Annotated in this window: 13 protein-coding genes and 1 pseudogene; 9 read left to right on the top strand and 5 right to left on the bottom strand. The window is 71.9% G+C overall.

From position 1 onward, the window contains the following. Window positions 1-17 precede the first annotated feature (17 nt). Entirely contained in the window at window positions 18-2,135 is a 2,118-nt protein-coding gene (locus tag OG417_RS02740; protein WP_329249221.1) for a hypothetical protein, read from the top strand. Here OG417_RS02740 and mptB read toward each other — a convergent pair. The 3 genes from mptB to OG417_RS02725 are packed head-to-tail and all read right to left on the bottom strand — an operon-like array spanning window position 2,017 to window position 4,914. After that, window positions 2,017-3,831 carry a polyprenol phosphomannose-dependent alpha 1,6 mannosyltransferase MptB gene (gene mptB, locus OG417_RS02735; protein WP_329249218.1) on the bottom strand — a complete coding sequence of 605 codons (1,815 nt, stop codon included), beginning with the start codon at window positions 3,829-3,831 and terminating at the stop codon, window positions 2,017-2,019. The genes OG417_RS02740 and mptB overlap by 119 nt on opposite strands. Further along, entirely contained in the window at window positions 3,818-4,558 is a 741-nt protein-coding gene (locus OG417_RS02730; RefSeq protein WP_329249215.1) for a glycosyltransferase family 2 protein, read from the bottom strand. The genes mptB and OG417_RS02730 overlap by 14 nt, the downstream gene beginning before the upstream one ends. 20 nt (window positions 4,559-4,578) lie before the next feature. Next, window positions 4,579-4,914, bottom strand: a complete 336-nt coding sequence (locus OG417_RS02725; RefSeq protein WP_329249211.1) for an STAS domain-containing protein — start codon at window positions 4,912-4,914, stop codon at window positions 4,579-4,581. A gap of 356 nt (window positions 4,915-5,270) precedes the next feature. On the opposite strand from OG417_RS02725, the gene OG417_RS02720 reads away from it, so the two are divergent. Both OG417_RS02720 and OG417_RS02715 read left to right on the top strand, forming a co-directional pair. Next, the gene (locus OG417_RS02720) at window positions 5,271-5,654 is read left to right on the top strand and encodes a hypothetical protein (protein WP_329249208.1); all 384 of its coding nucleotides are present in this window, start codon (window positions 5,271-5,273) and stop codon (window positions 5,652-5,654) included. A 446-nt stretch (window positions 5,655-6,100) separates the two neighbouring features. Then, window positions 6,101-6,688, top strand: a pseudogene (locus OG417_RS02715) (aldehyde dehydrogenase family protein); the annotation flags it as partial. 45 nt (window positions 6,689-6,733) lie between these two features. Here the strand turns inward: OG417_RS02715 and OG417_RS02710 are convergent. Next, window positions 6,734-8,281: an FG-GAP and VCBS repeat-containing protein gene (locus OG417_RS02710; RefSeq protein WP_329249204.1), complete on the bottom strand. Its 1,548-nt coding sequence runs from the start codon at window positions 8,279-8,281 to the stop codon at window positions 6,734-6,736. Between the two features lie 185 nt (window positions 8,282-8,466). On the opposite strand from OG417_RS02710, the gene OG417_RS02705 reads away from it, so the two are divergent. The 4 genes from OG417_RS02705 (at window position 8,467) to OG417_RS02690 (ending at window position 11,301) form a co-directional block, all read left to right on the top strand. Next, window positions 8,467-9,456: an NAD-dependent epimerase/dehydratase family protein gene (locus OG417_RS02705; protein WP_329249201.1), complete on the top strand. Its 990-nt coding sequence runs from the start codon at window positions 8,467-8,469 to the stop codon at window positions 9,454-9,456. A 25-nt stretch (window positions 9,457-9,481) separates the two neighbouring features. Continuing rightward, the gene (locus tag OG417_RS02700) at window positions 9,482-10,609 is read left to right on the top strand and encodes an epoxide hydrolase family protein (RefSeq protein ID WP_329249198.1); all 1,128 of its coding nucleotides are present in this window, start codon (window positions 9,482-9,484) and stop codon (window positions 10,607-10,609) included. A gap of 76 nt (window positions 10,610-10,685) precedes the next feature. Next, a complete protein-coding gene (locus tag OG417_RS02695; RefSeq protein WP_329249195.1) occupies window positions 10,686-10,940 on the top strand; it encodes a hypothetical protein in 255 nt (84 codons plus the stop codon). 10 nt (window positions 10,941-10,950) lie between these two features. Then, on the top strand, window positions 10,951-11,301 hold the full coding sequence (locus OG417_RS02690) for a hypothetical protein (RefSeq protein WP_329249192.1): 351 nt from the start codon (window positions 10,951-10,953) through the stop codon (window positions 11,299-11,301). A gap of 222 nt (window positions 11,302-11,523) precedes the next feature. On the opposite strand, the gene OG417_RS02685 is transcribed toward OG417_RS02690, so the two are convergent. Next, window positions 11,524-12,015, bottom strand: a complete 492-nt coding sequence (locus OG417_RS02685; protein WP_329249188.1) for a MarR family winged helix-turn-helix transcriptional regulator — start codon at window positions 12,013-12,015, stop codon at window positions 11,524-11,526. A gap of 76 nt (window positions 12,016-12,091) precedes the next feature. On the opposite strand from OG417_RS02685, the gene OG417_RS02680 reads away from it, so the two are divergent. Next, window positions 12,092-12,793, top strand: a complete 702-nt coding sequence (locus OG417_RS02680) for a DUF4386 domain-containing protein (RefSeq protein ID WP_329249184.1) — start codon at window positions 12,092-12,094, stop codon at window positions 12,791-12,793. Between the two features lie 35 nt (window positions 12,794-12,828). After that, the gene (locus OG417_RS02675) at window positions 12,829-13,593 is read left to right on the top strand and encodes an SDR family NAD(P)-dependent oxidoreductase (protein WP_329249181.1); all 765 of its coding nucleotides are present in this window, start codon (window positions 12,829-12,831) and stop codon (window positions 13,591-13,593) included. Window positions 13,594-13,606 lie beyond the last annotated feature (13 nt).

The raw sequence follows: 13,606 nt of genomic DNA, 5'->3' as shown, positions 1-13,606 counted from the left end.
AAGGTGCAGCGGCTGCGTTGCTCCTTCTCACAGCCGTGGCGCTGGCTCTCCTGTCCGCCACGGCACCGGCGGCGTCGGCGAGTGCCCCGCCCGGCGGCCACGTCGTGCTGATCGGCGTCCCCGGGCTCCAGTGGGGCGACATCAACGCTACCGCCACGCCGAACCTCGCCAGGCTCGCCACGCAGGGCTCCGCCGCCGCGCTGTCGGTCAAGACGGTCGGCCCGCACACGTGCCCGATCGACGGCTGGCTCACGATCTCCGCGGGACAGCGGTCGCAGCTCCGCCACGGCAGCTGCGGCCTGCCGCCGGCCCCGGAGGGCACCGCCGTGCCCGGGTTCGCCGCGATGCGCGACGACAACGCGCACAACAAGTACAAGTCACGCGTCGGCCTGCTCGGTGACGCGGTGCACCGCGCCGGCGGCTGCACGATGGCGGTCGGGCCGGGCGCGGTCCTCGGCGCCGCCGACAGCGCCGGCCGGGTCGACGGATACGTCGCGTCGACCGAGCAGATCCCGGCCGACGGGCTCTCCCGGTGCGCGCTCACCGTGGTCGACGTCGACGACGTCGTCCACGCCTACATCGACGCGGGCGTGGACGTGAACGGCCACCAGGCCAACGTCACGGCCAAGAAGCGCGCGGCGGCGGTGAAGTCCGCCGACGCCCAGGTCGGCGAGGTGCTGACCGCCCTGCCGCCGAACGCCACGGTGCTGGTCGCGGGCGTGTCCGACGCCAACGTCGTCGCTCACCTGCGGGTCGCGATCGCCAGCGGCCCGGGGTACTCCTCCCACTACCTGACCGCCGACTCCACCCGGACCGGCGGGCTGGTCACGCTGACCGACGTCACCGCGACGGTCCTGCACTCCCTCGGGCTGAAGCAGCCGAGCGACGCGGTGGGCACGCGGTGGCGTGACGACGGCGCCAAGCCGCGTTCGGTGGCCACGCTCGCCGACCGGCTGAACGACAGGGACGTCCAGGCGCAGGTCTACCGGGGAGTCCTCTCGTCCTTCTTCCTGGCCCTCGTCATCGTGCAGGTGGCCCTGTACGCGTTCGGCGTGTTCGCCCTCAGGCGCAAACAGCGCCGCCTCCTGACGGTGGCCAGGGTCGCCTCGCTGGCGGGCGCCGCGCTGCCCGCGGCGACGTTTCTCGCCAACGTGATCCCGTGGTGGTCGGCCGGACATCCGGCGATCGTGATGGTCACCGGCGTGCTCGTCTGCATCGCCGTGATCACCGCGGTCGCCCTGGCGGGGCCGTGGCGCCGCTCGATCACCGGAGCGGGCGCCGTCATCGGCGCCGTGACCGCCCTGGTCCTGACGCTCGACGTGCTCACCGGCAGCCGCCTGCAGACGTGCAGCATGCTCGGGTACACGCCCGTGGTCGCGGGCCGCTTCTACGGCTTCGGCAACATCCCCTGGGCGCTGTGGGTGACCGGCCTGATCATCGCGACCGGGGCGGTGGCCGGATGGCTGCTGAACGCCGGTCGGCGCACCGCGGCGACGGCGGCCGTGATCGGCGCCGGGGTGCTGGGCCTGGTGATCGACGGCGCGCCGTTCGCCGGCGCCGACTTCGGCGGCATCATCGCGATCTTCCCCGGGTTCGCCGTGTTCGCCCTGATGATCGCGGGTCGGCGGATCCGGCCGTCGCGGCTGCTGGCGGTGCTGGCCGTGGGGGCGGTCGTGGTGCTGGGCGTGGCGTTCCTCGACTCGTTGCGCGCCGAGCCGACCCACATCGGGGAGTTCTGGAAGAGCCTGCTGAACGGGGACGGCGGCACGGTCGTGTTCCGCAAGTTCCGCGGCATGGTCGGCACGTTCGGTAACTGGGAGCTGTCGCTCATCGCGGTGGCCGCCCTCGCCTTCCTGGTCTTCGCGCTGATGCGGCCGCTCGCCTGGCGCGCCGCCGTGCTGCAGACCGCCTACGAGCGCGCCCCCGCGCTGCGGCCCACGCTCGTCGGCGTGCTGGTGACGGCGGGGGCGGGCATGCTGGTCAACGACTCCGGCGTGGCGATCCCGGCGCTGGCGTTCACCGTGGCGATCCCGCTGGCGCTCGCGGCGAGCATCCGGGCGCTTGGGCCCGAGGCGACCAGCGCGTCGCCGCCGCGATCAGAGCGATCAGAGTCAGCGTCAGCGCCCAAGGGGTGACCTGGGCCCGTACGACCGTGACGAGCCAGTCGAGGTCGTGCGGCAGCCCGGCGTGCCGGGGATCCCGGGCGGGCAGGTAGGCCAGGGCCAGCACGCCGGTGCGCACCAGCAGCAGCCCGTCGAACCGCGACCAGGCCAGCAGTGCGATCGTCGCCCAGCCGAGCCCGTCGTACCAGGGAAGGGCGTACGGAGCGGCGAACAGCCAGGCCAGCGCCAGTGCGGCGGCGATGCGGAACGTCTCGTCGCCGATCGGGTCGGTCAGGCCGCCGACGTGCGGCCGGGGCAGCGCACGCAACAGCAGCGCGACCAGGACGAGCGTCAACAGCACCGAGCCGAGTCGTACGCCCGAGCGTGACACGGTCACCAGCAGGCCGCCGCCCGTACCCGCCAGCAGGTGCCAGGGCGTTGCCAGGGACACCGACTTGGAGGCCCGGCCGAGCTGGTCGAACGAGTGCGGGCCCGCCATGAGGTAGGCCAGGCCGGTGACGGCCGCCGCGGAGGCGCACAGGGCCGCGACACGCGCCGCGGTCGGCCCGAGGCCGGTACGGTGCCCGCTCTCGCCGGTGCCGCGCGACCGCCACCACTCGCTCACGAGCACCAGGAGCGGACCGCCGCCGGCGATGGCGACGTTGATCTTGATCGCGGCGCCCGCGCCGATGAGGACGCCGGCGGACACGCAGCGGCTCAGGCTGCGGCCGTCGCCCGGGCGGGGCCGCAGCGGGTCCGGCAGCCCGAAGGCCACCAGCCCGGCCACCGCGAACGCGATCGCCAGGACGTCGTTGTGCGCACCACCGATGAGCTCGAACAGCAGGAGCGGGTTGGCGGTCCACAGCAGCACGGCGCGCAGTTCGCGGCCGGGGTCGCCGCGGGCGGTCCGGTAGAGCAGCAGCCCGGCGGCCACGAAGGCGAGCGCGTTGGTCAGCGACATGACGAACACCGTCAGCCGCACCGACGTGCCGCCGACCAGCGAGGCGAGCGTCTGCTGCGCGGTGGCGATCGGCCCGTACACGGTCGGGGTGTCGCGCCAGTCCTGCACGGCGTGGGCGACCGGGTCGGCGGGCAGGCTCCGCGCGGTCGTGACGTAGGGGTCGTTGCCGGTGACGGCCATCCGCCCGTACGCGGCGTAGTTGAGGTGATCGGCCGAGCCGACCGGGGGCATCAGCGCGAACGCCCCGGCGGCGATCGCCCCGGCGACCAGCAGCAGGCGTGGCCGGAAGGTCCAGCCGCGACGCGCCGCGAGCGCGCACAGGGCCAGGCCGGCGACGGTGAGGACGACACCGGCGACGGTGAGGGCGATGACGAGGTACGCGGAGGGGTGGACGACGAGGGAGTACGGGGGCTGCCCGGCACTGCCGGGCAGGGCGGGCTGCATGACGGAGGGGCCGAGCAGGGCGACGAGGAGGAAGCAGGTCAGGCCGGCGGCGCTGAGCCCCAGCCCGGCCGGACCGCGGTGATCACGGCGTGCGGTGGGGACGCCGGGCCCGCCCGGTGGCGCTTCACCGGCCCCGCCCGCAGGTCTGGGGGGCGGGTGGTCCGACTCGGCGGCGCGGTCCGCGGGTTCTTCGGCCCGTGGCCCCGGCCCGGCGGAGACGACAGGTGGAGCGTTGCCGAGGTGTGCGGGCAGGTCGGCGTCCGGCACGGCGGAGGCGACGGGTGGAGCGTTGCCGGCGTGTGCGGGCAGGTCAGCGTCCGGCACGGCGCAGGCGGTCCCGTTGCCGGGCCACGGCCGGCTCGCGGGCCGCCAGAGCGCGGCCGACGTCGCGGAACTGGCGGGCGCGGTGCAGCTGGGCGCGCCAGTCGGTGCCGGTGGCGCGGTGCGCGAGCGGCACCTCGACCTCGGTGATCCTGAACCCCTTGCGCAGCAGATCGACGGTGAGGCCGGTCTCGACGCCGAACCCCGCCGCGAGCGGCAGGGCCGCCTCGAAGGCCGCGCGGGTCAGGCACCGCTGGCCGTTGAGCGGCTGGGTCGCGGACCAGCCGGTGAGCCGCTTGATGCCGTCACGCGACAGGCGGACGACGAAGCCGTGCCCGCCGAGCTTGACCAGTTCGCTGAAGACCGCGATGGTCATGTCGGCGGACCCGCCGCGTACCGGCTCGATGAGCGGACCGGCCTGCTTGGCGGTCTCACCCAGGTCGGCGTCCAGGAAGAGCAGGTGACGCGGCACGTCGCCGTCGAGAAGACGCACCGCGGACGCGCCGGTCTCCATGGCCGCGGCCTTGCCGCGGTTGCGCGAGTGCCGGACGACCTTCGCGCCACTGCCCTCGGCGATCCGCGCCGTCGCGTCCGTGGAGCCGTCGTCCACGACGACCACCAGGTCGACGCCCGGTAGTGACGCGGCGGCCTCCACGGTCGCGGCGATGCGGTCCTGCTCGTCCTTGGCCGAGATGATCACGGCCGTGTCGGCCTGGATGTCCGCCTGCATGATGGCGATGGTAGTGGCGGCTACGTCCGTCCGAAGGCAGGTACGGCATCGTGCACGGAGAACACCGTGTCGAGGCCGGTGACCTGGAGAATCCTGCGGACCGCCGAACGCGGCGCCGCGAGCTCGAGCGAACCGCCGTTCTCACGCATGCGTTTCATCGCCGACAGCAGGACGTTCATGCCGGTCGAGTCGCAGAACTCGACCCCGCTGAGGTCCACGACGAGCCGGCTGACTCCGTCGCGCACCAGCGCGGCGAGCTCCGTTTGCAGTCTAGGTGCCGTATAGAGATCGACCTCGCCGTAGACAGAGACGACGGCGTGACCTCCCTGAGATGCAGTCGAGATCTTTAGCTCCACGTGCCGCACACTAGCGCCCCCCGCCCGGAGGAACCAGAGGCGAGCCAGATTAGGGACTGTCCGTTGCCCGGTGGTGGGGTGTCCTTTGCCTGAACGCTGTGCAGATTTCCGCTTTTAATCAGACATTTATAAATTATTCCGACGCAGGTCAGGGCACATGGAGATCATCTCGGCTCCCGGGACCAGATGTGCGGGATTTCACCCCCCGGCGCGTCGCGCGTAAGAGAAGCTAGTGCGGTGTCCACGAACGTTCGCCGGGCCGGCGCCAGCGATTTCGCGAGTTCGATCCAGCGCCGATTCGACTTGGCGTATCCGATCGTTTACTCGCGCGCCACTCGGCGGCCGAGGCGGGCGCGATGACCGGCGACAGGCTCGACGATCCGCGGCGCGCCCGGCTGCGCGAGCGCCTGGAGCTCATCCGGACCCGTTCCCAGAAGTCCACATCGTGGCGGTCCGTCACGCACTACTTCTCGGGACTGATCAACCGTGAGGGCGTCGTGCCGGTGAAGGCCCGGCTCTCCCGCGAGGACCTGCGGTTCCTCTCCTCCGCCCGCGACGAGGTGATCGCCTTCGCCGACCTGGGCCTGCGGCTGCTCGACCTGCACCAGCCGCGCGACGCGGGCGGCATCTCCAGCGACCCGGCCAGCCCGATCCGCCGCTGCCGGGCGTGCATGTGGCGCTGGCCGTGCCCGACCATCCGCGCCGTCGAGGAGTCGGTGGACCGGCCGCTCGGTCCCTGAGTGGAGCGCACCTGGCCGCCGGCACCGGCATCAGGCCGATGACCTGCACATATCCGTAGATACCCTTGCCTGGTACCGCGACGGCAAGGCTCGCGGAGCATGCCGTACGCGTCCCGGCGGTGTGCCCGGAGCCGCCGGGCCGCCGTCTGCCCCGCCGAGTCTCACTGAGCCGTAGCCGCCCAGGTCACAGGGCGGAAGGCAGCGCCGTCCCGCCGTCTCCGGCCGGCCGTCGCTCAGCGCCGTTTTCCGCTGGGCCAGCACCTTCCCCGGCCCGGTCGAGTGCAACGGCCGCCGGCCGCCGACCTGCGACACCACGCCCACCTGGGGACGGTCCGACAGTTTCCCCACGTAAAGGGCCTCATGACCGCTCGTGGTGGATCCGGCCGTGCGGGTGATCGCGTTCACCGGATCCACCCGGGCGGACGCGCCGTCGGGCCACTGGCCGGCATGTGGTCGACCCGCGGATCGCGGACGACCATGTCGCCGCGCTGGCCGAGCACGCCGAGCGGCTTCCGGTCGGCGATCCGGCCGGCGGGCAGGTCGCCCTGGGCCCGATCATCGACGCCGGCCAGCGTGATCGGATACATGGCCCGGTGACCGGCAGTGTGGAGGCCGGAGCGCGGCTGGCGGCGGGCGGCACGTACGAGGGCCTGTTCTACCGGCCCACCGTCCTCGCCGACGTCCCGGTGACCGCCCCGGCGTACGCACAGGAGGTCTTCGGGCCGGTCGCACCCGTGGTCGCCTTCGACTCCGACGACGAAGCGGTCGCCCTGGCCTCCGACAGCGAATACGGCCTGTCGCTCGGCATCCTGTCCGGCGACGGTCTACGGGCGCTCGAACTCGCCCGGCGCATTCCGTCCGGTGCCGTGCACATCAACGACCAGACCGTGTCGGACGAGGCGGTCATCCCCTTCGGGGGAATGGGCAGCTCGGGCAACGGCTCCCGAATGGGCGGCATCACCCACAACCTGGATGCCTACACCGAGACCCGCTGGGTGACCGCGCAGAGCGAGCTGCCCGCCTATCCGTTCTGAGGACCGGCCGCCCGGCTCGTGAGCGGGCGGCCGGTCCGGCGCGGATCAGCCGTCGCGGCCCTGGCGGACGCCGACCTGGGCGTCCACGCCGGTGATGCCGAGCGTGCCGGCGCCCCAGCCCTGCGAGCCCGTGGCGGTGAGGCCCGAGGCGCTGCCGGGCATGTAGACCACTGCTCCGTCGGTGCCGTTCTCCTTCGGGGCGCCGCCGATCGCGTCGGCGTAGCCGTCCTTGTTGACGTCGGTCAGGTTCACCGTCCAGCCGAGTTCGTCGTCGGCCTCGGACGCGCCGGGCACGCCGGTCGTGTCCTGGCTGATCACCTGCGAGGCGGTGCCGGGCAGGCCGGACGCGCTCCCGTACAGCAGGAAGAACTCTCCCGCGTGCGACTGCGAGGTGACGGTCTTGTAGGGCGTTCCGACCGCCAGGTCGGCCTTGCCGTCCTTGTTCACGTCGCCGGCCGCCAGCGAGTAGCCGAACCGGTCGCCGGCCGCGGCCGTTTCCGGCACGTCGTCGCTGTCCTGCGTGATCGTGCTCGTCGTGCCGAGGCTGACGGTCGCGTCGCCCTTGTAGACCGTCACGTTGCCGCCGACTCCGTTGCTCTCGTCGGCGCTGCCGACCGCGATGTCGCCGTACCCGTCACCGTCGAAGTCGCCCACGGCGAGGCTGGTGACGTTGGTGATCGCCTCGTTCGCGAACGGGATCTCCGTGTCGCTGAAGTTGTGCCACACGCCGAACCCGGAGGTCGGATCGTCGGTGTCCTGCCAGCCGACCGCCAGGTCGGGCTTCCCGTCGCCGTCGATGTCACCGGCGGCCAGGACCATCCCGGTGTACGCCGTGTCGGCGGCCGCCTTCACGCCCTGCTTGGTCCTGCGGACCGTCTGGCGTTGCGGAGCGGACGGCAGGGCCCGCCCGGGGTGAGCGGAGGTGCTCTTGGCCGCGACGGCGGCCGGACCCGGGTTGCGGAACGGGTAGAACGCCTGCTCGCCGGGCGTGGCGTCCACCCAGTCGGTGTGGCCGTCGCCGTCGAAGTCGGCCGCGACCAGGGCATAGCCGAACCGGTGGTTCGCGCCCGGGGAGTCGGGCTCGGCGATGGCCTGCGAGTCGGTGCCGCTCAGGCCCGACGACGAGCCCCACAGGATCGTCTCCGAACCGGCGTTGGTGCCGTCGGTGGTGTCCTCGTCCGGCGCGCCGACGAGGAGATCGGCGTACCCGTCCTCGTCGTAGTCGAAGGACGTGACCGAGAACCCGAAGTGGTCGGCGTTCTCCACGACGCCCGGCACGCCCGCGGTGCTCTGCGAGATGATCTGCTTGTGGCCCGTGTTCGGCCCGGACGCCGAGCCGTACACGATCGTCACGAAGCCCGCGGTGGTGGCGCTGCCGACGGTGCCGTACGGGCTGCCCAGCGCCAGGTCCGGGTATCCGTCGCCGTTGAAGTCGTACGGCTTGGCTCCGGCCGGCGCGGCCTTCACCGCCGCCTGTGCCGTGCTCGGAACGGCGGACGCGTGAGCCGTACCGGCCGCGCCCGCCAGACCCGCTGCCCCCAGTGCGGTGACCGCGGTGACGGCCAGCGCGCGCGAGAAAACGCGTACTTTCACCAGACCTCCTCAGGTTGCCACTCGCGATATCGAGTGACGATCAGGAGACGTGGAGAATCTCTGGGGGGTTTACCGGCACAAAATGCCGAAAGCGGACATCCGCGGATGGTTTGGGTTCTTACCGAAGTGCTACGGCACACGTCAGGAGCGGGACGCCGCACGGGGCGCGTGGTTAGCGTGCGGCCATGCGTGTACTCGTGACCGGCTCCTCCGGTTTTATCGGCTCCCACATCGTGGACGCCCTGCACGAGGGCGGCCATGACGTGCGCACTCTCGACCTTCGCTCGGGCGAGGACGTACGCGACGAGGCCACCGTCGCGCGCCGGCTCGACGGCGTCGACGCGGTCTGCCACCAGGCGGCGAAGGTGGGGCTCGGCGTCGACGTCTCCGACCTGCCCGACTACGCGTCCACGAACGTCGTGGGGACCGCCGTGCTGCTCGCCGCGATGGCGCGGGCGGACTGCGGGCGGCTCGTGCTGGCCTCGTCCATGGTGGTGTACGGGGAGGGCGCCTACGACTGCGCGTCGCACGGCCGCGTACGGCCCGGGCCCCGCGACGAGGCCGACCTGTCCGCGGGGCGCTTCTCACCCCGGTGCCCGACATGCGGCGCCTCGCTGACCCCGGGCACGGTCGGCGAGGACGCCCCGGCCGATCCGCGCAACGCCTACGCCGACACCAAGCTGGGCCAGGAGCACCTCGCCGCGTCGTGGGCGCGGGTGACCGGTGGCTCGGTGACCGCGCTGCGCTACCACAACGTGTACGGCCCGCGGATGCCGCGCGACACCCCGTACGCCGGTGTCGCCGCGCTCTTCCGGTCCCGTCTCGAACATGGCGAGCCACCGCGGGTCTTTGAGGACGGCGGCCAGCGACGCGACTTCGTGCACGTACGCGACGTGGCGCGGGCCAACGTGCTGGCGCTGTCGTCCGAGCCCCATGCCGCCGGCGCCCTGCGGGCCTACAACGTGGCGAGCGGCGAACCGCACACGATCGAGGAGATGGCGATCGCCCTGGCCAAGGCGTACGGCGGCCCGCAGCCGACGGTGACCGGGGAGTATCGGCTCGGGGACGTCCGGCACATCGTCGCCTCACCGGAACGCGCCGCGGCCGAACTCGGCTTCCGCGCCTCGATCTCCTTCGCCGACGGGATGGCGGAGTTCGCAGAGGACAGAACCTGACCGGAATGGATGATCGAATGCGGGCATGGGCGACGACATCCATCCGTACCACATCGATATCCCGCAGGCCGACCTCGACGACCTGACCGACCGGCTGGCCCGTACGCGCTGGCCCGACGAGTTGCCGGACGCGGGCTGGTCGTACGGTGAGCCGCTCGCGCGGGTGCGGGAGCTGGCCGAATACTGGCGCACCGGCTACGACTGGCGCGCGCACGAAGCTCGGCTCAACGCGTTCCCGCAGTTCACGACCGTCATCGATGGGGAACGCATCCATTTCCTGCACGTCCGGTCGCCGGAGCCGGGGTCGATGCCGCTGATCCTCAGCCACGGCTGGCCGAGCACGGTCGCGGACTTCCTCGATCTCCTCGGCCCGCTCTCCGACCCCGACGCGTACGGCGGAGACCCGGCGGACGCGTTCGACGTCGTGGTGCCCTCGCTGCCGGGGTACGGGTTCTCCGGCCCGACGCGGTCGGCGGGCTGGGACGTGGCGCGCGTGGCGCGGGCGTGGGCGGAGCTGATGGGCCGGCTGGGCTATGAGCGGTACGGCGCGCAGGGCGGCGACTGGGGCGCCCGGATCTCCCCTCAGCTGGCCCGGGTCGCCCCGTCACAGGTGGTCGGCGTGCACGCGAACGCGCTGACGGCCCTGCCCTCGGGCGACCCCGACGAGCTGACCGGCCTGACCGAGGCCGAGCGGGAACGGCTGGCCGGGCTGGACCGCTGGAAGCAGGAGCGGTCCGGCTACGCGACGATCCAGAGCACCCGGCCGCAGACCCTCGCGTACGGGCTGGCGGACTCACCGGCCGGGCAACTCGGCTGGTACACGGAGTGGTTCGACGACTACGGCGAGGCCGTGGGCTCGATCGACCGGGACGCGATCCTGACGAACGTGACGGTCTACTGGTTGACGAGGACGGCCGGCTCGGCGGCACGGCTGTACCGGGAGAGCGCCGCGTCGTGGGGACCGCCCGAGCCGTCGAAGGTGCCGCTGGGCGTGGCGGTGTTCCCCGGCGACTCGACCATCCGCCGCCTCGCCGGACGCGACCACAACGTGGTGCACTGGTCGGAGTTCGACCGGGGCGGGCACTTCGCCGCGCTACAGGCGCCCGACCTGCTCGTCGAGGACGTCCGGGCGTTCTTCCGCCCGCTCCGCTGACCCTCTTCCCCTGCTCTGCGACGACTTCCCTCGTATCGCACACAGTGGCCGTCTGATTACGTTTAGTATTTCTCCCATGCCCCCCTCAAGTAAGCATGAGGCGCTCTGCGAGATGTTTCGCAGCCGTCCTGAGTTCGCCGCCGAGATCGTCGATCGTTCGCTCGGCATTCCGCTCCCTCGCTACCGCGAGGCCCGGCTCAGGTCCGAGACCGTCACCGACGATCGGCTCGCGGAGTTACATGCGGACGTGGTGGTGGAGTACGGAGAAGCCGGCCGGAACTTCGCGGTGATTGTCGAGGTACAAAACGCCCCCGACGAGGACAAGCCGTAATGCTTACGGAGTGCTCGATGATGATCACCGGGCGCTCTACCATGATGTCGTATCCGCAGTGCTCCCGCAGGCCGCCCAGCACTACCTGGAGACGCTGATGAAGCTCAAGAACTACGAGTACCAAAGCGACTTCGCCCGCCACTACTTCGGCGAAGGCAAAGCCGAAGGCATCGCGGAAGGCAAAGCCGAAGGTGAGGTCGAGAGCGCAGCCAAGATCATCCTGAGGGTCCTGGCCGCGCGCGGGGTCTGCGTCTCACCCGAGGTCCGTACTCGCATCACCGGATGCGGCGACCTTGCCCAACTGGAGACATGGGCGGAGCGCGCGGCAGTCGTCTCCACGGCGGCGGAGCTCTTCGACTAGGTCCTGGACGCGGGCGGGCGTTCCTGGCGGCTGATAACGCCACTGCCTCACATGCGTCTCCGCGCGGCGTCGAGATGATTCTTCTCAGCTTGGCCTGGAGACGCTGTCGGCCCGAGGTAACGCTCTCGGTGCCGAGGATGAACTCTCGTGATGCCCGTGTCGGGCCGGCCGGTTCGCGTCGGTCCGTATACGGGGAGGGCGGCACGTCGCGACGGGCCGTGGTCAGCCGGAGCGGAGGCGGCGGTAGCCGCCGTGGACGCCCGGGGTGAGCTGCTGCTGGTCGGCGATGCGACGGAGCAGGCCGATCAGCTGCTGATGTTCGTCAGGCGTCAGCGCCTGGCAGACCTGTTCTTCATGCGCCTTGGCCACGGTGCCGAGGCGGGCCAGTAGCTCCATGCCCTTGTCGGTCAGGGTCAGGGAGTAGACGCGGCGGTCGTCCGGGTTCCTCCGCCGCTCGATCAGGCCGCGTTCCTGCATGCCGTCGGCGAACGGTACGAAGCGGCTCGGCGGCATCCCCAACATCTCGGCGAGCTCACGCTGGCTGCGGCCGGGCGCCTGAACCAGCATGCGCAGCAGCCCCGCCTGCGCCGGGGTCAGATCCAGCTCGGCGACCCGGTCCGCGAACTGCTGAGCCACGTGGGCTCCCAGCTGCGACAGCAGGAACGCCGCGCCGCCCCGGAACGCCGGGCTCTCCTTCTCGCGGTTCGTACTCATGCGGACATCATACACACTTGACAATCGTTCAGATCTGTAATCATTATCGAGTGTGTACCGATTCGAAGGAGAGATCATGACCGACACGTCCACCTCGCCGCGTTCCACCGGCTCCGGGCGCCGACCGCAGGCCGGGCCACCGCTACTCGCCCCCGTCGCGGCCTTCGCGGTGACGACCGTCGCCTACACGATCGTGAACAGGGAGACTCCACACCCCGACGCCTCGGGCGTGGCCGTTCTCCACTACGCGCAGACTCACGAGACGGCCGCCGAGGTCGGCGCGCTGCTGATGCTGGGGTCCGCCGTGCCGTTGGCGCTGGGCGCCGCGGTGCTGTACCGGCGGCTGCGGGCGCTGGGCGTCACCGCGCCGGGATCGGCGATCACCCTGGTCGGCGGAGTGCTGGGGTCCGTCGCGCTGGCGCTCAGTTCGATCTTCGGCTGGGCCGGTGGCCGGCTGGCCGCCGACGCGCCGCCGGCCCTGGCCCGCGCCCTCGCCGACCTGTCGTTCCTGTCCGGCGGCCCGCTCTACGCGGCGACGTTCGCCCTGCTCATCGCCGGAATCTCCGTGACGGGCCTGCTCGCCGGCCTGCTGCCGCGCGGCGTGACCTGGACCGGGCTGCCACTGGCCGCCATCGGAATGGTGTCCCTGCTGACCCTGGTGGCATCCGGCTTCGGCTTCCTCCTGCCGATCGTCCGCTTCGGCGGCCTCGTCTGGCTGGTGTTCGTCGCGGCCCTGCTGCCCAAGACCCGGCACCGCACGCGACACCAGAACGCGTGACCCGACCCCCAACCCGACCGAAGGAGCGTTCCGCGATGTCCAGCACTTATCCCGACCTGAACGGTCGTGTCGTCTTCATCACCGGCGGATCGCGCGGCATCGGCGCGCAGACGGCACGGGAGTTCGCGGCCCAGGGTGCCAAGGTCGCCGTCGTCGGCCGCGACCGTGCGGCCCTCGACTCGGTCGTCGCCGGCATCGCCGGCAAGGGCGGCACGGCGATCGCCGTCGTGGCCGACGTCACCGACTCCGCCGCCCTGGAGGCGGCTCGCCGGCGCACCGAAGACGAACTGGGCCCGGTGGACGTACTGGCCGCGTTCGCCGGTGGCCAGGGCTTCCCCGTGCCCACGGCGGAGCTGACCGAGGAGCGCTGGCGTCAGGTCCTCGACTCCGACCTGACCTCGGCGTTCCTCACCATCCGTACGTTCCTGCCGGGGATGATCGAACGCGGCCGAGGGTCGATCATCACCATGTCCTCGGCCGCGGGACGGCAGCCCAGCCAGGCCAACCTCGCCTACGGCGTGGCCAACGCCGGTCTGGTCATGCTGACCCGCCACTTGGCCACCGAGGTCGGACCGCACGGCATCCGCGTCAACGCCATCGCGCCCTCGGCCATCGCCACCGAGAAGGTCCTGGCCAACATGCCCCCGGACGTGCGGACCAAGGTCGCCGCGACGCACCCGCTCCGGCGCCTGGGCACCACCGAGGACGTGGCCCGGACCGCCCTCTTCCTGGCCTCCGACGCCGCCTCCTGGCTCACCGGCATCACCGTCGACGTCGCCGGCGGCCGCGTCACCAACTGACCGTGCCCAAGGT

The organism is Actinoallomurus sp. NBC_01490 (assembly GCF_036227085.1).
GTDB lineage: Bacteria > Actinomycetota > Actinomycetes > Streptosporangiales > Streptosporangiaceae > Actinoallomurus > Actinoallomurus oryzae.
This window is presented reverse-complemented; position numbering and strand designations above follow the sequence as displayed.

What these genes read in the sequence shown, in the direction of transcription:
- OG417_RS02730 (WP_329249215.1), bottom strand. Translation starts at nt 4,558, where the DNA reads ATGCAGGCGGACATCCAGGCCGACACGGCCGTGATCATCTCGGCCAAG.
- OG417_RS02720 (WP_329249208.1), top strand. Translation starts at nt 5,271, where the DNA reads ATGACCGGCGACAGGCTCGACGATCCGCGGCGCGCCCGGCTGCGCGAG.
- OG417_RS02705 (WP_329249201.1), top strand. Translation starts at nt 8,467, where the DNA reads ATGCGTGTACTCGTGACCGGCTCCTCCGGTTTTATCGGCTCCCACATC.
- OG417_RS02700 (WP_329249198.1), top strand. Translation starts at nt 9,482, where the DNA reads ATGGGCGACGACATCCATCCGTACCACATCGATATCCCGCAGGCCGAC.
- OG417_RS02695 (WP_329249195.1), top strand. Translation starts at nt 10,686, where the DNA reads ATGCCCCCCTCAAGTAAGCATGAGGCGCTCTGCGAGATGTTTCGCAGC.
- OG417_RS02685 (WP_329249188.1), bottom strand. Translation starts at nt 12,015, where the DNA reads ATGAGTACGAACCGCGAGAAGGAGAGCCCGGCGTTCCGGGGCGGCGCG.
- OG417_RS02680 (WP_329249184.1), top strand. Translation starts at nt 12,092, where the DNA reads ATGACCGACACGTCCACCTCGCCGCGTTCCACCGGCTCCGGGCGCCGA.
- OG417_RS02675 (WP_329249181.1), top strand. Translation starts at nt 12,829, where the DNA reads ATGTCCAGCACTTATCCCGACCTGAACGGTCGTGTCGTCTTCATCACC.